Here is a 15,936-nt window from a genome sequence, read left to right as displayed (position 1 = left end):
CCGCTACCAGCCCCGATCCGACCGCGACCGCCCACGCCCACCGTCGCCGCCCGCCGGGGGGTCGAGCTGGCCCGGCAGGTACGTCTGCGCGTCGTACACGTCGTCCAGCGGTTCGAGGCCGCCGTCGGGCCCCGCCGCGCCGCGGGCGGGCCGGGCCGGCTCGCGGTAGCGGTCGACGGCGTCCTCCCGGTAGGGGTCGGGCCGGCGGGGACCGTCGTCGCGGCGGTCTCGCGGATCGCGGCGATACGGGTCTCGCCCGCCACGATCCGGCAGCGGGCGATCCGGCAGCGAGCGATCAGGCAGGGGGCGATCCGGTCCGGTGTCGCGGCCCGGGTCCCGGGGGCCGGGATCGCGGCGGGGCGGACGGGCCTGGTCACGGACCCGGCCGACATCCGACCCCTGGTCGTGGCCGCGCCCACGGTAGCCGGGGTCGCTGCCCGCCCGGGCGGGACGGTCCCGGTAGGGATCCGTCGGGTAGGGCTGGCCGCCGCGCGGCTCCCGCTCCTCGTACGGCTCCGGCCGGCCGCCGCGCGGGGTCGAGCCACGCCGGTACGGGTCGTCCGGCGGGGGCGTGGGGCGCCGGTCCGGCGGGGCCGTCGTGCGGTGCCCGATCCGCTCCGGCGGGGGGGTCGCGCGGGAGGGCGTCCGGCCTGCGACGCTGCCCCGGCCGTCCTCACGGCGGAACACGATGGTCGCGGTGCCAAGCTCGATCCGGTCCCCGCTGACGAGCTTGACCTGGGTGGCCGCACGGCCGTTGACAAGGCTGCCGTTCGTCGAGCCGGCGTCGACATAGAGGAACTGCCCGTCCGGCAGCCGGCGGATCTCCCCGTGCCGCCGGGACACTCCGGTGTCGTTCAGCCGGATGTCGCACTCGACGCTGCGCCCGATGACGGTGGTCTCGGCGTCCAGCGGGTACTCCCGCTCCCCGCCGCCCCCCGTCCCGCCCGGGGCCTTCGTCGTGATCAGTAGATGGGGGGTGCCGGGCGCACTCGGGCGCGGACGGCCGCGTCGCCCGCTGACGACCCCCGGGTCCGCCGCCGCCACGCTGCTGCGGATCCGGAAGACGCCGACGTCGAGGTCGGCCGCCTCGGACATCCGGACGGACACCGGGCCGACGAAGGTGTAGCGCTGCTCGGCCGCATGCTCGCGAACCATCTCGGCCAGCTCGTCGCACAGCGCTCGGTCATACGGGGAGAGCCGGGCGAAGTCGCCGCTGGCGAGCTCCACCGCGAACTCGTTGGGCACCAGCACGCGGTTGGAACTGACCGCCCGCCGGTCGTCGGTCTCCCGGGCCAGCGCGCTGGCGATCTCCACGGGCTCGACCCCGCCCTTGAACACCTTGGCGAACGCACCCTCGACGAGGCCGCCCAGGCGCCGTTCGAAGCGTTGTAGCACGCCCATGCTCGACCTCCCTTCTCCCGGTCTGTGAGATCGTATGCCCCAGGGCGCGGACGCCCCACGGCTCGGCCGCTTGACAGGTCCACCGCGGTAGGCGACCCCCCGACGCAGCGGACATCTCCGACGTGATAGCGTGTCCCCTGGTTAAGAGATAGTCCCACTCGGGCGAGTGGCGGAATGGCAGACGCGCACGGTTCAGGTCCGTGTGTCCTAGCGGACGTGGGGGTTCAACTCCCCCCTCGCCCACGTCAGCCCCTACCGGTGCGTGCTGCGCCGGTGGGGGCTTCCTTATTTTGCCGGGGGGGCCGAGCCCCCCGAGCCCCCCACGGTGGCCTGGCCTGGTCGGGTGGGTGGCGGGGGGCGCGGGGGTGCGTCTTTTTTTGGTGCCTGGGTCGACCACCCCGTCTGGTGCGGGGTCGTTGTGGCTGGCACAAAGTAGCTAGTTGGGGTCTTAGGGCGACCATTCGGGGCGGGGGTGGGCCCGGTGGCCACCCCACGGGGTGCGGCCTCGGGGGTGGGTCGGGCGGGTGACTGTCGCGAAGTGGACGGCTGATCGTGGGGGTCGGGGTCGTCCTGACGTCGGGGTCGTCCTGACGTCGGGCTCGCCTCCGATGGCGTCGGCGCGGTTCCGCGGAACCGTCAGGACCGTGCCAGACCCTCCCGGGGGCGGGTCATGCCGCGGGTATGGGGTCCGCGGAAACGAAGATCATCCAGGTCGGAGGCCGGGCGGCGGGCCCGCGGTCTAGCGGGCGGCGGTGGTGCCCAGGGCCGGCTGGGCGGGGCACTTCTGGAGAACGGTTCGCATCGCCTGGGCCTCCGCCGCCACCACCCACAGGTGATAGCGCGATTTCAGGCCCACCTGGCGGGCGATGTACGGGCACTGCTCGCCGGGGCTGGGCGGCAGCCATTCGGCCGCGTCGTGGTCGCTCTTGCGCTGGTTCGTCGGGCCGTCCACCGCGAGCAGGTTCTCCGGGTCGTTCGCGAACTGCAGGCGCTGGGCGTCGGTCCAGTCGAGTGCGCCGGTCCGCCAGGCGTCGGCCAGCGGCACGACATGGTCGATCTGCACCGCCGAGGCGTTGCGGGAACGGTCGAAGCGGATGATCCGGGTCGTGTACGGATCGGTGAGCTCGCCGGTCAGCACCGTGCAGCCGTCGGAGCGCCGCACGGTGGTGCTGCGCATGTCCCGGTGCAGGATGTCGTTGCGGGTGTCGCAGCCGTTGTGGTCGACGTCGGACCAGGCGGTGCCGAACTCGTCGCGCTGGTACTTCGGCGAGTTGTCCTCGACGCGGACCGGCAGGGTGGCAAGCAGCGCGAGCGCCGAGCCCGCGGCGCCCCTGGCGGACGAGCCCGCCGAGCCCGCCGAGCTCGCCGCGCCCGGATCCGCCGCGCCGGTCTGGTCGCCGAGGCTGTCGCAGGCGACCAGCGCCGTGGCCACCGCGAGCAGCAGCGCGAGCCCGACGGACCTGATCCGCCCGGGCGATCCCGGCCGTCCGTCCGGTCCTGCCTGTCCCCCCGCAGCACCGACAGCGCTCGTCCGCACCTGACTCCCCACCTCGACGCCCCGCCACCTCGACGCCCCGGGTCCACGGGAAGAACGTCTCTGCCCGCTTGACGCCCGTCCGGGCAGAGAGTCACGTTAGCGGGAGATCGTGGGCCCTGGTGGTTGGAACAACCCGAAAAGAGCAGTTCTTGGCGCGAAGCATCGCACCGTAGCCGGTCAATCCCCTACAGTGTGCTGCCATGCTCAGACTGCTGGCGAAGGTTGCCGCCCCGACGCCGTCCCATCCCCGCGGGTAGCACGTGGTTGCCGTCCCGTCCGCGTCGCCGCGATCGTCGGCTGTGCCAGCCCGGCCCTTACGCCGCGACGCCGAACTGAACCGTGCCCGCATCCTCACCGCCGCTCGGGAGCTGTTCGTCGAACGCGGAAACGACGTCGGCGTCGAGGAGATCGCCCGCCGCGCCGGCGTCGGCATGGGCACCCTCTACCGACGCTTTCCGAACAAGGACGCGCTCGTCGAGGCGATTCTGCGCTCGACCGTCGACGACATCCGTGAGCTCGCCGTGACGGTGGCCGCCACGGAACCGGCGGCCAGCGCGCTGCACTGCTTCGTGGTGCGGGTGCTGGCGGCCGATCCCTGCCACGGAGCCTTCCTGGCCCAGCGGCTGTGGAGCGGGCACACCGCGGAACGCATGATCGCCGAGGTCGTCCCACCGGTGGCGGCGATGCTCGCCGGGGCCCAGCGGGCTGGCACCGTCCGCAGCGACGTGGTGCTGGCCGACCTGCTGGTCCTGATGCGGTCGCTGCGGCTGGTCGTGGATCTCACCGAGCGGGTCGCACCGGGGTCCTGGCGGCGTTCCCTGGAGATCATCCTGGCCGGCTTCCGGCCGGACTCCCGGGGCGAACAGCTGCCGGTGCCGGCGGCGGCCTACACCGCGCTGGCGGGCACCGGGGAGACCTCGCCGAGCGTCGGCTGAGGCCTGCTGGCTGCCGACGGCCGCCGGCCGGCGGCTGCGGCCGTCAGCGGACCGGGATGCGGACCCCGTCGCTCTGCGCACTCTCGTGGAGCTCGAGTTCCTGCGGCTGCGCGTCGCGGGGGACGTCGAAGACCAGGGTGCCGCGCTTGGTCTCGCCGGGGTCGATGGAGTCCCACAGATTCTCGTCCAGCTTGAAGCGGGCGAGGAAGTTCGCCTCGTGCCGGTCGCCGTGGTCGTCCCAGAGCAGCTCGGTGGCGTTGTCCAGCGCCGCGGCGGTGTCGCCGGTGTTGCGGACCGTCACCTGGGCCAGGCAGAACCTGCCGCTCGCGCGCAGCGCGAGGAGCCCGCCGCCCAGCTGGGACTTCGAGCAGTCGATGCCCGCCACGACGAACTCCAGCCGGCCGTCCGTCGCCGGCAGGCCGAGCCCCGCGGTGGGGGTGGGGCTCGAGGTGACCGACGCACCGCCCGCGACCGTCGCGGTGGAGCCCGGCGGCCGGCCGGCGTCAGCCCCGCCGCCGCGGCCCGGCAGGACGACGACGACCGCGATGGCGATCAGCGCCGCCACGACGACTCCGACGATCAGTGCGAGCTGCCGGCGGTCCGGTCCGCGCCGGGGCGGGGCGGACGGTGGGTACGGCGGGTAGGGGGTGTCGGCGGCGCCCGGCATCGGCGCGGGACCCGGCACCCGCGCGGGCTCCGGGACGCGTGCCGGCGCCGGCATCCGTGCAGGTCCCGACATCCGTGCCGGCTCGGCCATCCGCGCCGGCTGGGGCCCGGGTCCCGGCGCCTGGCCCGGTGCGCGCTGGCCGCCCGGACCGGCCCACCTGGCCGCGGGTGGTGTGCCCGGCGCCGGCCCGCCCGGCTGGCGGCCGCTCGGTGCGGCGGGCTGGCGGCTGTCCGGCTGGCGGCCGTCTGGCTGGCGGTTGTCCGGCGGGGACGGCGCGCGGGCGTCCGGGGACGGGCGTGCGCCCGGCCCGGCCGCCGGCCCGCGACCACCGGGAGGGCCGGCGGTCGCCGGGTAGGGGGTGCCTCGCGGCCGGCCGCTGTTCGCCGGGCCACCCACCGGCGCCGGGCCGGGCCCGTGGGCACCCGGAGCCCGGTCCGCGGCGGGCGCGCGGCCCGGGGGGACGGCCGTGGCGGGCCGCACCGCCGGGGCACCGTCCCAGGGCGGGCGGCGGGCGGGGGCCGAGGTCGCCGGACCCACCCGCGTCGGCGCCGGGCGGGGCACCTCTCCGGTGCGGTTGAGCAGCTCCTCGACCTGGCCGATCGCCGGCCCGAGGGCGGGGCCGCCGCGGGCCGGCGGCTGCGCGACGAGCCGCAGCAACAGCTCCCGGGCGCTCGGCCGGTCGTCGGGATGCTTCGCCAGAGCGGCGCTGACCAGCCCTACCAGCGGCTCCCGCAGGCCGCGCAGATCCGGGGCGGAGCCCACGATGCGCATGCCGATCTCGATGTCCGAGCCGTCACCGAAGGGGTGCCGGCCGGTGCCGGCGTAGGCGATGAGGATGCCCCACGCGAACACGTCCGCCTCGGGTCCGATCGGCTGGCCGTGCACCTGCTCGGGCGCCATCCAGCCGGCCGAGCCGAACCCCCACGCCGTCGGCTTCGCCTTCGCGCCCTCCAGCGCCTGGGCGATGCCGAAGTCGATCACCCGGGGGCCGGACAGCGAGAGCATCACGTTGCTCGGTTTGAGGTCGCGGTGCACGAGCCCCGCGCTGTGGATGGCGGTCAGGGCCGTCGCCACCCCGACGGCCAGACCGGTCAGGGTCGAGGAGGCCAGCGGACCGGACTCGACCTGCTCGTCCAGCCGGACGCCGTCGATGAACTCGGTGACCAGGTAGGGCGCCGGCGCGTTCGGATCGGCGTCGAGCACCTCGGCGGTGCAGAAGGGGGCGACCCGCCGGGCGGCCTCCACCTCGGCCCGGAACCGCCGACGGAACTCCTCGTCGGCCGCGAGGTCAGGCCGGATCACCTTGACGGCGACCCGCCGCCCGGCGGTGTTGCGAGCCAGGTAGACCGTGCCCATCCCGCCGACGCCCAGGCGGCTGACGAGGGCGTAGGGACCGATGGACCGCGGCTCGTGGGGGTTGAGCGGGTCGCCCGGGTCGGTGCGGCGGGGGTTCGGGCCCGCGGCGTCGTCGACCACGGTCAGCACCCCAGGGATGTGATCACGACCGCTGCCCACTGCTTGTCACGCGAATGCCTCTCAGCTCCCGATCCCACGCACGGCCCGGACCCGACCCGTTACCGGCTCGCCCCCGTCCGGCGGCACGCGGCGGTCGGGGTTCGCCGGTGTTTCTGGGTCGCGTCGTCTCCGTTCGCAGTCTGCCGCACCGGGCGCCGTCTTCGGCACGCACGGGCTCTCGGCCGGTCGTTCGGGTCGGTTGGCCGACAATGTGTTGCGATTGTGGATGTTTGCGGACTCCGGGCGTTTGCGGATAGTGGATGTGGCGATAGTGGCCCGCGCCCGCGGGGGGATGAGGCATCGTGGGCGGATGGATACCGGCGGCCCGCCCGGCGTCGACGGACCGTGGCTGCTGTGCCCCTGGTGCGCGGGGCCGGTCCCGTTGACCCATCTCGTCGCGTCCGACGACGAACCCGGCGCCCAGGTGGCGGTGTGCACCGGCTGCGGCCGCCGGGTGAGCTTCCTGCCGCCGACGGAGCCGTGAGGGCCGACGCCCCGCCTCCTACGCCTCCAGCTCATTGGCGACGGCGTGCACGACCTTGGCCACCCGCTGCGCGATCCGGCGGTCGGGGTAGCGACCGCGGCGCAGATCGCGCTGGACATCGTCCAACACCTTGATCATGTCTTCGACCATGCTGTGCAGTTCGTCGGGGCTGCGCCGGGCCGCGTGCGCGGCCGCCTTCGCCACCGACGGCGGCGCGGCCAGCAGCCGGACCGACAGCGCCTGGTCCCCGCGCCGCCCGGCCGCGACGCCGAACTCGACCCGGTCGCCCGGCTTGAGCCGCTCCACCCCTGCCGGTAGGGCGGCCTTGTGGACGAAGACGTCGCCGCCGTCGTCGCGGCTGAGAAAGCCGAAGCCCTTGTCAACGTCGAACCACTTGACTTTGCCGGTGGGCACGGGCGACCTCGTTCTGTGTAACGACAGGACAACGCGACGAAAGCTGAGGGAATCCCAGGCTATCCGCCGACCGCACCACGCGCGGGGTCTTCGGTCGCGATCGGCTGTCGGCCGGACCTCACCAGTGACGATCGCCGCTGCGGTGTTATCCGGGGTGTACCCCGGGCATGCCAGGTCCTGACCCTGGGCCGACCGTCCGGACTGGACGGCCGGTCCCCGATGGCAGGAGGCGTTTCGATGGCGAATCCCGATCGCGAGGACTTTCGTACCTCGGAGGACTTCGAGGAGGCCGAGCGGAGCCGGGCTCGGGACGAGGCCGTGCTCGGCGCGGACAGCGGGCCGGACGACCCCGAGGCGAGCCGCGCGGCCGAGGGTCTGGAGGTCTCCGACCAGGAGGCCGCGAACTACCGCGAGCATGTCGAGCGGGGCGCACACCAGCAGGGCGAGGGCGCGCCGGTCGTCTGAGCGCCGCCCGCGGGGTGCCCGCCCCGGAGCCGGGCACCCCAGGAGTCCCCGCCGGCCGGTGCCCATGGCCGCTGCCGCGGTTGGGCGGCGGCCCGTAGGCTGGCGGCTGTGCCGTCGACGCCGACACCGTCCGAGCAGGTCGAACCCGGGGGTGAGCCGGCGGCCGGCCGCCCCGACCGGCTCGTCAGGGCCGGCTGCGTGCTGTTCGGGATCGGACTGATCGCCGCGGCGGTCGCGGTGATCCCGTTCTTCTTCGGGGTCAGGAACCTGCCGACGTGGCTGAACGCCGTGGCCGGCGGCGGGCTGACCCTCGGGTTCGCCGTCGCGCTGGCCGGGGTGCTGGCCGCCGTCCGCTCCCGGATCCCCGAGGAGGCCGATCCGGAGCTCTACCGGACCAATCCGCACCTGCCGGTCGACTGAACGACGCTCAGCGTCGGCGGGTGTCCTCGCCCAGCAGCCAGGGTGGGAACTCGCCGAGCCGGGTCAGGACGACGTCCGCGCCGGCGGTGTGCAGATCTCCCGCCGAGCAGGGACCCGTGGTCACACCCACCGCGAGCGCGCCGCCCTCGCGCGCGCCGATCATGTCGCCCAGGTGATCCCCGACGAAGACGTCCACCCGGTGGGCGCGCAGGGCGGCGCCCTTCGTCCGCGCGAACAGCGCACCCTCGACGACGTCGGCGGCGATGCCGATGCGGTCCAGGCTCGCCCGGGCGAGCGCGGTGCTCTTGGCGGTGACCACGACGACACGACCGGCGAGCCGGCGCACCGCGTCCACCGCGGCGCGGGCGTCCGGCATCGGCCGCGACACGGGAAGGGCGTGCACGGCGTACAGCTCCCGGTAGCGCGCGGCGGCGGCGGGGACCTGCGCGGCGGGGAACTAGTGGGCGAGCTCGCTCTCCAGCGGCGGTCCGAGCCGGGAGACGGCCAGCTCGGCGTCGACGGACACGCCGGTCTCACCGGACAGGGCGGCGACGGTGGCCCGGATGCCGGCACGGGCGTCCAACAGGGTCAGGTCGAGGTCGAACCCGACCACCGGGGCTGCGGCCTTCCAGGACGGCACGAACCGAGCCTAGGCCGGACTGGACGGACCGGCCGGACGTTTCGCCGGCAGGGCCCACCGGCATGGGCACAGCGGGCCGACTCGGCGCCGCGGCCCCCGGCGGCCCGCAATCGGCGCCGAGGGGGCCGCGGGGCCGGTAGTGTCCGCGGGTGTGACCAGGGTTGTGGTGGATGTGATGCTCAAGCCGGAGATCCTCGATCCGCAGGGCCAGGCGGTGCTGAACGCGCTGCCCCGCCTCGGGGTGAGCGGGATCGTCGGCGTCCGCCAGGGCAAGCGTTTCGAGCTGGAGCTGGCGGACGGCGTGGCGTTGGACGGCGCGGTGCTCGCGCGGGTCGAGCATCTCGCGTCGACACTGCTGGCCAATCCGGTCATCGAGGACTACGTGGTGCGGGTCGAGGATGCGTCGGCCGCCGGAGCCTAGTACCCAGTCGGCCGCCGGGGCCTAGTACCCACAAGCCCCGGGGAGGACGCCGCCGGGCTCAGAGGACTCTGGGCGCGGCGCCGCTCTCGCTCACCATCGGCCGACCGTGGGCCTGCCAGGCGAGCATGCCGTCGGTGAGGTTGCGGACCTGCCAGCCGCCCTGGACGAGGTAGCCCGTGACGGCGGCGGAGCGTCCGCCGGAGCGGCACACGACGACCACGTCCTGCTCGCGGGGCACCTCGTCGAGCCGGGTGACGAGCTCACCCATGGGGATGTGCAGGGCGTCGGCGATGTGGCCGGCGGACCACTCGTCGGGCTCCCGGACATCCACGAGCAGCGGGGCACCGTCCGCGGACAGGTCGGCAGGCAGGTCGGCGACGCTGACGGCCGGGATCTGATCAGAACTCACCCTGCCATCCTGCCACCTATTTCAGCAGTCGGGACAGCCGGCGATCGGCGAGCGTCCGCCCGCCGGTCTGGCAGGTGGGGCAGTACTGCAGGGCCCGGTCGGCGAACGAGACCTCCCGCACGGTGTCGCCGCAGCGTGGGCAGGGCGACCCGGCCCGTCCGTGCACCGACAGGTTCGCCTTCTTCTCGGCCTTCAGCTCGCCGGCGGCGAGCCCGGCGGCGCTGTCGCGGGCAGCGGTGAGCACCCCGACGAGCGCGGCGTGCAGGCTCGCGGTCTCCGCCGCCGACAGCCCCGAGGCCGGCTTGTACGGCGACAGCCGCGCCGTCCACAGCGCCTCGTCGGAGTAGGCGTTGCCGACGCCGGCCAGGCGAGACTGGTCGGTGAGCACCCCCTTGAGCTGGGCGCGCCCGGCGGCGGCGAGGATCTCCTCGAGCGCGGCCACGGTGAAGTCCGCCCCGAGCGGGTCGAGGCCGAGCCGGGCGATGCCGGGCACCTCGGCGGGGTCGCGGACCACATACACGGCCAGCCGCTTCTGGGTGCCGGCCTCGGTGAGGTCGAAGCCGCTGCGGTCGTCGAAGGTCACCCGCAACGCCAGCGGACCCCGCCCGGGGCGTGCCGGCGCCGCCGGTTGGCTCGGCTTCCAGCGCAGCCAGCCGGCCCGGGCCAGGTGGGTGACGAGGTCGAGGCGCTCCCCGGTGGGAAGGGCGAAGACGAGGTCGAGGAACTTGCCGTGCCGCTCGACCGCGGCGAGCGCGGCCCCGTGCAGCGCGGACACCGGCGGGTCGAACGTCTTCAGGGCGCTCACGGCGACCGGCTCGACCCGCTCGACGACCCGGCCCAGCGCCGTCTCGCGCAGGAAGGCGGCGAGGGCGTCGACCTCCGGCAGCTCCGGCATGACCGCAGTGTCTCACCCGCGGCACCGATACCAGGCCGGCGCAAGGCCGGCTCAGCGCAACGGCCGGCTCAGCGCAACGGCCGGCTCAGCGCAACGGCTGGGTCAGCCTCGGCACGAGGTCCGCGTCGGCGGCGCGGGCGAGCAGCGTCTCGATGGCGGCGAACCCCTCGTCGCCGAGGTCGAGGCTGAACTCGTTGACGTACAGCTTGATGTGCGCATCGACGACGTCCGGCGCCATCTCCTGCGAATGGGCCAGGACGTAGTCCGCGCTCGCGGACGGGTCGGCGAACCCGGCGGCGACGCTGGCGCGCACCGCGGCGGACAGCGCGGCGCCGTCCAGCTCGCGGCGGGCGAGGATCGCTCCCAGCGGGATCGGCAGCGAGGTCTGCTCCTCCCACCAGTCGCCGAGATCGGCGAGCGCCGTCAGCCCGTACGACGGGTAGGTGAACCGCGACTCGTGGATGACCAGCCCCGCGTCGTACCGACCCTCCTGCACCGCCGGCATGATCTTCTCGAACGGCACCACGTCGATGCTCGCCACGCCGCGATCGGCGGCCCACAGTCGGAAAAGCAGGTAGGCGGTGGTGCGGGTGCCGGGGATGGCGACCCGGGCGCCGCGCAGGTCGGTGCGGCCGGCGGTGAGCACCAGCGGGCCGCAGCCGCGCCCCAGCGCCCCGCCGGAGGTCAGCAGCTGGTAGTCGGCCAGCAGCCAGGGCAGGGCCCCGTAGGACACCTTGACCAGATCGTCACGCCGCTCGGCCGCGCGGGAGTTCAGCACGTCGATGTCGGCGAACGTCACCGTCACCGCGGGCGCGTCCGGCACCAGCCCGTGGGCGAGGGCGTGGAAGGCGAACGTGTCGTTGGGACACGGGGAGATGGCCAGGGACAGCGACCGGGTGTCCCGCGCCGTGGCCGCCAGGCGTTCACTCATCCGCTGTCCTCCCGCTCGTCTCAGCGCGCGCCGTTGCTGCCGTGCTGGGGGCCCGAGCCCGCCGGGGCCGTCCCGCCGGCGGCGGGCAACGCCTCGGCCGCGACCAGGCCCTCGGGGTGCGCGACCAGCGCCGCCGCGGCCGTGCGCAGGCTGGCCAGCGCGGCCGGCAGGTTCCAGGCGGCACGGTCACGACGGCCGACCGGGTTGCTCACGGCACGGATCTCCGCGGCGGGGACGCCGAAGGACCGCGCGGCCAGGGCCACGGCGTAGCCCTCCATCGCCTCGGCCACCGGGTCCAGCCGCTCGGTGAGGGCGCTGGCCCGGCGCTCCGTGCCCGTCACGGTCGACACGCTGACCACGGTACCCGTGACGATCCGCCGGCCGGTGGCGTCGAGCACGGTGTGCAGCCGCGACACCAGCTCCGGCTCGGGGCGCACGGTGGACGAGCCGAGTCCCAGGTCGTCCAGGGTGAGGAACACCCCGCCGCCGGTCGGGCCGCGTCCATCGGGGCCCCGGCGGGCCGGCGCGCCGGCCGCGTGGAAGCCGAGGTTGCGGTCCATCTCGCTGATCCGGCCGGCCGGTGCCGGCGGGGGCTCCTCGTCGAGGCCGGACTCGGCGCCGAGATCCGCGGCGACCATCCGCTCGGCGACGACGATGTCGCCGAGCTCCGCCCAGCCGCGGAACCCGCCCGCCACGCCCATGGTCACCACGAGATCGAACGGCTGCCCGGCGGCGCTCGCGACCGCCAGGGCCGTCGCGGTGCCGGCGGCCGCGGCCGGGCCGCCGGTGCCCGCGGCGAGGACCGTGACCGGGCCACGCCTGCGCCCGACGTAGGGGCCCAACGTCGACGTGGTGAGCAACTGGCGGTCCCAGTCCGGGGACACCAGGTTGCCCGGGCCGGCCGGCAACCTCGTCCGGCCACGCGACCAGCTACCCATCAGCCCTGCGCACACCGCGTCGGCCTCGGCTGTCACCGCGGTGACGATCAGGGTGCGGCTCACGACCAGGTCCGGATCATGATCTGGAATGTCCTCGTCTGCCGTCATGCGCTGTCGGTCGATCTACTCGAATGCCACCGGGCCGGACGGCGATGTAACGGCACGGGATTTTCGATGTGGTGCAAATCGGACTTGTTGCCGGACCTTAGCACCACGGTCGACGCTGCGTGGCCCTGATGGCGACCAGGGGCACGCTGCGCGCATGCCGGGGGGCCGGGCGGTGGCAACGGGGGTACCCGGACGGTATGTCCCCCGATCCGGCCCGTATGGTCGCCGGTCGGGCCGCCGTCACGGGTGGGCGGCGCGGCGGAATGCGGGTCAGAGCTTGATCGAGACCACGAACGGCCAGCTCCCCGAGGCCGTGGTCGACTTCGGGCCGGTGGGCGCGGCGAAGACCACGAGGTTCACCGTCGCCTGCACGTTCGGGAGCAGGTAGCGGTAGTGGGTGTCGTTGATCGTCTCGGTGAGCCGCTGGTTGTTGACCGAGAGGAAGTAGCCGCGATCGGCCACCGAGGTCGGGACGTCGATGTTGAGGCTGCCCCCGGGCCGGGCGTGCAGGTGCGGCGGGGAGACCGTCTGCTGGATGAGGGCACCGTCCCGCAGGTACTGGGCCGCGTTCGTCTGCACGAAGTCGCCGCCCGACTCCATCGTCACCAGCGGTGTCGGACGGTCGCAGCCGGCCACCCCGAGACCGACCGCGACGGCCACGGCGACGGCGGCGGTGGGCGCGGCGGGCCGTGGGAACGGCCGGCGACGGGACCGCGTTGACGTGCGCACGCTCGGAGGTTATCGCCGCCGCAGTCGTGGCGTCCCAGGTCGAGGCGTCCGCGAGTGGCGCGGGGCCACCGTCGTGAGCGGAGTCACCTCCCGCCGGCGGATGCGGGCTGGGCCCTGCCGTCGGACAGACCGGTCAGGCCGGGTGAGTCAGGCGCGCCGCCGGCGACCCAGTCCCCGGCGCTGCCGCGGCGCGTCCGGGCGGGTGGGGTCCTCCAGCGTGGGCGGGATGGGCGCCGGCGTCTCCCACCAGGGATCGCCGGGCGGCGCCGGCGCGGACACCATCGCCGCCGCGCCCGGGTATGCCGTCTGGTCCGGGTATGCCGTCTGATCCGGGTATGCCGTCTGGCCCGGGTATGCCGTCTGGTCCGGGTGGACCGGGTACGCCGGCCCGGGCGGCCCCACGCGGGGCTCACCGGCGGGAGCCGGCACGGCGTCGAGGGGATCACCGGCGGGAACGGCGCTGCCCGGCGGCGGGAGCTCGGCGCCCGCCAGCCGGTCACGGGCCGCCAGGCGCGAGCGGCGCAGCGCGCCGGCCTGGACGAACAGCGTGGCGCACACGACGGCGGCGGCCACCGCGAAGCCGACCGTCCCAGGCATCTCGATGAGCCCGAGGGCGCCACCGGCGACCCAGGTCAGCTGGAGCGCGGTCTCGGAGCGGGCGAACGCGGAGTTGCGGGTCGCCTCCGGGATGTCGCGCTGGACGACGGCGTCGAGCGCCAGCTTGCCCATCGAGCCGGCCATCGTGGCCAGCAGCGCCGCGACGAGCGAGGTGAATCTGGTGTAGGTGATGGCGGCCCCGAGACAACCGCCGGCCGCCAGCACCAGGGCGAGCATCAGGATGCCCTCGGGGCGTCGCCGGCCGAGCCGGCCACCGATGAACACGCCGAGCCCGCTGCCGACGCCCGCGGCCACGGCCAGGCCGCCCAGCCACAGGTTGTTGCCGCCGTTGGTCCGCAGCAGGAAGGCAAGATAGAAGGTGAGAAAGCCGACCAGACCGCGCAGGACCGCGGTGGCGCGCAGAGCCACCGGCAGCGCGCCGAGGAACGCCCGCAGCCGCGCCCCGAGCCCGCGCCGGCCGCCGGGCGCGACCGGGGCGCGCAGCGGCAGCTCGCCGGCCGCCGAGTCGACGTGCCTGGGCAGGTTGAAGGCCAGCAGGACGCCGGCCATGTAGACGATCGCGCAGAGCCGCAGCACCCACGGATAGCCGACGAACGGGACGTGCGCGATGCCCAGCCCGACCGGCGCCACGATGGCGCCGGCGACGATGTTGACCAGCGAGATCCGCGAGTTGACCTTGACGAGGGTGAGCTCGGCCGGGGCGACCCGGGGGATGACCGCGCTGCGCGCCACCCCGAAGCCGCGGGAGAGCACGAGCAGGCCGAGGGCGAGCGGGTAGACGGCCAGCCCGTGCAGGGCCCCGGCAAGTTGCCAGGCCAGCAGGCCTCGGCCCAGGCAGATGGCGGCGAGCGCCGTGCGCCGGCCGTGCGCGACCCGGTCGAGCAGCGGCCCGATGACCGGTGCCAGCAGGGCGAAGGGCACCATGGTGATGAGCAGGTAGAGGGCGACCTTCGACCGGGCCTCCCCCGAGGGCACGGAGAAGAACAGCGACCCGGCCAGTGCGACCGTCACCAGCGCGTCGCCGGCGGCGTTGACGAAGGACAGTTCGGTGAGGGCGGACAGTCCGGTCCGGTCGGCACCGTCCCCGCGCACGCTCGACCGCAACCTTCGCAGGTTGTTCGAGACCGTGCTGCCCAGGTTCACCATGCCGAGTGTCCTCGTCCCTGGCCTGCGCTCCTACGACCACGTCGGGCGGTGCGAGTGTCCGTGGGTGAGAATACGTTGCGTGGATGCTCCCGAGGTCCGTTCCGCCACGACCGAGCCGCCGGATCCATCCGTTACCCTCGGTGCGGATTCGGTGCCGGACGCTGCGCAGGCGGCCGGCGCGGAACACGCGGAACACATGGCGGGTGCAACGGCCCAGGGCAGCGCGGAGGTCCCAGACGTGACAACGGTGACAACGGCTCCGGCGACGGACGCCGACGCGCCGCCGCGGCGGACGCGACCCCGGGCGTCGTCAGCCCCCACCACCGCGGCGCCGCCGCCCGACGTGAGCATCGCCACCGAGGCGGTCGCCGACCCGGCGGCGGTCGCGACCGCCCGGTCCCGGGTGGCCCGCACGTCGCGGGAGCCGGCGGTGGACGCGGTGTGCGCGGCCGCCGTGGACGTGGCCCGCGCGGCCGCGGTCGAGCAGGCGGGTGCCGAGGACGAGGTCGGCGAGCATCTCGGCATCGAGGCCGAGGGGGACCGGATCGTGCTGCACCGCTTTGCCTGCACCTCGCCCGCCTACCCGGGCTGGGCGTGGACGGTCGTCGTCACCCGGGCCTCGCGGGTGCGCAAGGTCACGGTCGACGACGTGGTGCTGATGCCGGGCGAGGGCGCGCTGCTCGCCCCGGCGTGGGTGCCGTGGTCGGAGCGGCTGCGGCCGGGCGATGTCGGGGTCGGCGACCTGCTGCCCACGGCGATCGACGATCCCCGGCTCGCGCTGCGCGTCGAGGACGTCGAGGAGCTCCTCGACACCGACGACTACTTCGAGCTCGGTCTGGGCCGAGCCCGGGTGCTGTCCGTCACCGGTCGGGAGGAGGCGGTCGAGCGCTGGTACGCCGGCGACGCCGGGCCGGACGCCTCGATCGCCAAGGTCGCCCCGGCCTCGTGCCTGACCTGCGGCTTCCATGTCCGTCTCGCGGGCGCGCTCGGCCGCATGTTCGGCGCCTGCGCCAACGAGCTGGCCCCCGACGACGGTCGGGTCACCGCCATCGATCACGGCTGCGGGGCGCACTCCGAGGCGCTGGTGGCGCCGTCGGCGCATCCGGAACCGATCGTCTTCGACGAGGACCCCTCCGACCTGGAGCCGACGGACGTCGAGCTGATCGGCGTCGCCGCCCACAGCCCCGGCTCGGTGGCGGACGCCGAGCCGGGGGAGCTGGCCGAGGACGGCGCCGACCCCGAGCCCTACGGCCACTCCTGACC

General features: G+C 74.8%; 18 protein-coding genes and 1 tRNA gene. 7 read left to right on the top strand and 12 right to left on the bottom strand.

Annotation, left to right across the window (positions count from 1 at the left end):
• Positions 1-3 precede the first annotated feature (3 nt).
• Positions 4-1,401, bottom strand: coding sequence for an FHA domain-containing protein (locus tag FRAAL_RS29470; RefSeq protein ID WP_011607785.1), 1,398 nt, complete (start codon positions 1,399-1,401; stop codon positions 4-6).
• A gap of 160 nt (positions 1,402-1,561) precedes the next feature.
• Here FRAAL_RS29470 and FRAAL_RS29465 point away from each other — a divergent pair.
• A tRNA-Leu gene (locus tag FRAAL_RS29465) sits at positions 1,562-1,644 on the top strand.
• A gap of 496 nt (positions 1,645-2,140) precedes the next feature.
• On the opposite strand, the gene FRAAL_RS29455 is transcribed toward FRAAL_RS29465, so the two are convergent.
• Positions 2,141-2,950, bottom strand: coding sequence for an HNH endonuclease family protein (locus FRAAL_RS29455; RefSeq protein ID WP_011607783.1), 810 nt, complete (start codon positions 2,948-2,950; stop codon positions 2,141-2,143).
• A 287-nt stretch (positions 2,951-3,237) separates the two neighbouring features.
• Between FRAAL_RS29455 and FRAAL_RS29450 the strand changes: the two genes are divergently transcribed.
• A complete protein-coding gene (locus FRAAL_RS29450; protein WP_011607782.1) occupies positions 3,238-3,873 on the top strand; it encodes a TetR/AcrR family transcriptional regulator in 636 nt (211 codons plus the stop codon).
• A gap of 43 nt (positions 3,874-3,916) precedes the next feature.
• Here the strand turns inward: FRAAL_RS29450 and FRAAL_RS29445 are convergent, their stop codons facing one another.
• Positions 3,917-6,016: a protein kinase domain-containing protein gene (locus FRAAL_RS29445; RefSeq protein ID WP_372667114.1), complete on the bottom strand. Its 2,100-nt coding sequence runs from the start codon at positions 6,014-6,016 to the stop codon at positions 3,917-3,919.
• A 349-nt stretch (positions 6,017-6,365) separates the two neighbouring features.
• On the opposite strand from FRAAL_RS29445, the gene FRAAL_RS33860 reads away from it, so the two are divergent.
• Positions 6,366-6,539 carry a hypothetical protein gene (locus FRAAL_RS33860; RefSeq protein WP_173402717.1) on the top strand — a complete coding sequence of 58 codons (174 nt, stop codon included), beginning with the start codon at positions 6,366-6,368 and terminating at the stop codon, positions 6,537-6,539.
• A gap of 18 nt (positions 6,540-6,557) precedes the next feature.
• Here the strand turns inward: FRAAL_RS33860 and FRAAL_RS29440 are convergent, their stop codons facing one another.
• Complete coding sequence (locus tag FRAAL_RS29440) at positions 6,558-6,953, bottom strand: cold-shock protein (RefSeq protein WP_009741588.1); 396 nt, start codon at positions 6,951-6,953, stop codon at positions 6,558-6,560.
• 237 nt (positions 6,954-7,190) lie between these two features.
• Here FRAAL_RS29440 and FRAAL_RS29435 point away from each other — a divergent pair, with 237 nt between their 5' ends.
• Together FRAAL_RS29435 and FRAAL_RS29430 are read left to right on the top strand one after the other, a co-directional pair.
• Positions 7,191-7,418 carry a hypothetical protein gene (locus tag FRAAL_RS29435; RefSeq protein WP_041939968.1) on the top strand — a complete coding sequence of 76 codons (228 nt, stop codon included), beginning with the start codon at positions 7,191-7,193 and terminating at the stop codon, positions 7,416-7,418.
• Between the two features lie 108 nt (positions 7,419-7,526).
• Positions 7,527-7,838: a hypothetical protein gene (locus FRAAL_RS29430; RefSeq protein WP_041941149.1), complete on the top strand. Its 312-nt coding sequence runs from the start codon at positions 7,527-7,529 to the stop codon at positions 7,836-7,838.
• Between the two features lie 7 nt (positions 7,839-7,845).
• Here FRAAL_RS29430 and FRAAL_RS29425 read toward each other — a convergent pair whose 3' ends face one another.
• Together FRAAL_RS29425 and FRAAL_RS35920 are read right to left on the bottom strand one after the other, a co-directional pair.
• Entirely contained in the window at positions 7,846-8,241 is a 396-nt protein-coding gene (locus tag FRAAL_RS29425) for an HAD family hydrolase (RefSeq protein ID WP_011607777.1), read from the bottom strand.
• Between the two features lie 54 nt (positions 8,242-8,295).
• On the bottom strand, positions 8,296-8,478 hold the full coding sequence (locus tag FRAAL_RS35920; RefSeq protein ID WP_011607776.1) for an HAD family hydrolase: 183 nt from the start codon (positions 8,476-8,478) through the stop codon (positions 8,296-8,298).
• 151 nt (positions 8,479-8,629) lie between these two features.
• Between FRAAL_RS35920 and purS the strand changes: the two genes are divergently transcribed.
• Positions 8,630-8,899, top strand: a complete 270-nt coding sequence (gene purS / locus FRAAL_RS29420; protein ID WP_041939967.1) for a phosphoribosylformylglycinamidine synthase subunit PurS — start codon at positions 8,630-8,632, stop codon at positions 8,897-8,899.
• Between the two features lie 58 nt (positions 8,900-8,957).
• Here the strand turns inward: purS and FRAAL_RS29415 are convergent, their stop codons facing one another.
• From FRAAL_RS29415 to FRAAL_RS29390, 6 genes are all read right to left on the bottom strand, one after another.
• A complete protein-coding gene (locus tag FRAAL_RS29415) occupies positions 8,958-9,308 on the bottom strand; it encodes a rhodanese-like domain-containing protein (protein ID WP_011607774.1) in 351 nt (116 codons plus the stop codon).
• Positions 9,309-9,324: 16 nt separating this feature from the next.
• Positions 9,325-10,203 (bottom strand): Fpg/Nei family DNA glycosylase, encoded by an 879-nt coding sequence (locus FRAAL_RS29410; protein WP_011607773.1) that lies wholly within the window; start codon positions 10,201-10,203, stop codon positions 9,325-9,327.
• Between the two features lie 85 nt (positions 10,204-10,288).
• Complete coding sequence (locus tag FRAAL_RS29405; RefSeq protein ID WP_011607772.1) at positions 10,289-11,134, bottom strand: 1,4-dihydroxy-6-naphtoate synthase; 846 nt, start codon at positions 11,132-11,134, stop codon at positions 10,289-10,291.
• Positions 11,135-11,154: 20 nt separating this feature from the next.
• Positions 11,155-12,180, bottom strand: coding sequence for a futalosine hydrolase (gene mqnB, locus FRAAL_RS29400; RefSeq protein ID WP_011607771.1), 1,026 nt, complete (start codon positions 12,178-12,180; stop codon positions 11,155-11,157).
• A gap of 270 nt (positions 12,181-12,450) precedes the next feature.
• Positions 12,451-12,909, bottom strand: a complete 459-nt coding sequence (locus FRAAL_RS29395; RefSeq protein ID WP_157734317.1) for a hypothetical protein — start codon at positions 12,907-12,909, stop codon at positions 12,451-12,453.
• Positions 12,910-13,056: 147 nt separating this feature from the next.
• A complete protein-coding gene (locus FRAAL_RS29390) occupies positions 13,057-14,673 on the bottom strand; it encodes an MFS transporter (protein WP_011607769.1) in 1,617 nt (538 codons plus the stop codon).
• Positions 14,674-14,911: 238 nt separating this feature from the next.
• Between FRAAL_RS29390 and FRAAL_RS29385 the strand changes: the two genes are divergently transcribed.
• The gene (locus tag FRAAL_RS29385; RefSeq protein WP_157892255.1) at positions 14,912-15,934 is read left to right on the top strand and encodes a DUF3027 domain-containing protein; all 1,023 of its coding nucleotides are present in this window, start codon (positions 14,912-14,914) and stop codon (positions 15,932-15,934) included.
• Positions 15,935-15,936: the final 2 nt, after the last annotated feature.

Source organism: Frankia alni ACN14a (genome assembly GCF_000058485.1).
In the GTDB taxonomy this organism is placed as follows: Bacteria; Actinomycetota; Actinomycetes; order Frankiales; family Frankiaceae; genus Frankia; species Frankia alni.
The sequence above is the reverse complement of the archived record's forward strand: the minus strand, read 5'-3'. Positions and strand labels throughout refer to the sequence as shown.

Excerpts from the sequence above, each read along its gene's own strand:
- FRAAL_RS29470 (WP_011607785.1), bottom strand. The coding sequence starts at position 1,401 with ATGGGCGTGCTACAACGCTTCGAACGGCGCCTGGGCGGCCTCGTCGAG.
- FRAAL_RS33860 (WP_173402717.1), top strand. The coding sequence starts at position 6,366 with ATGGATACCGGCGGCCCGCCCGGCGTCGACGGACCGTGGCTGCTGTGC.
- FRAAL_RS29435 (WP_041939968.1), top strand. The coding sequence starts at position 7,191 with ATGGCGAATCCCGATCGCGAGGACTTTCGTACCTCGGAGGACTTCGAG.
- FRAAL_RS29410 (WP_011607773.1), bottom strand. The coding sequence starts at position 10,203 with ATGCCGGAGCTGCCGGAGGTCGACGCCCTCGCCGCCTTCCTGCGCGAG.
- FRAAL_RS29405 (WP_011607772.1), bottom strand. The coding sequence starts at position 11,134 with ATGAGTGAACGCCTGGCGGCCACGGCGCGGGACACCCGGTCGCTGTCC.
- mqnB (WP_011607771.1), bottom strand. The coding sequence starts at position 12,180 with ATGACGGCAGACGAGGACATTCCAGATCATGATCCGGACCTGGTCGTG.
- FRAAL_RS29390 (WP_011607769.1), bottom strand. The coding sequence starts at position 14,673 with ATGGTGAACCTGGGCAGCACGGTCTCGAACAACCTGCGAAGGTTGCGG.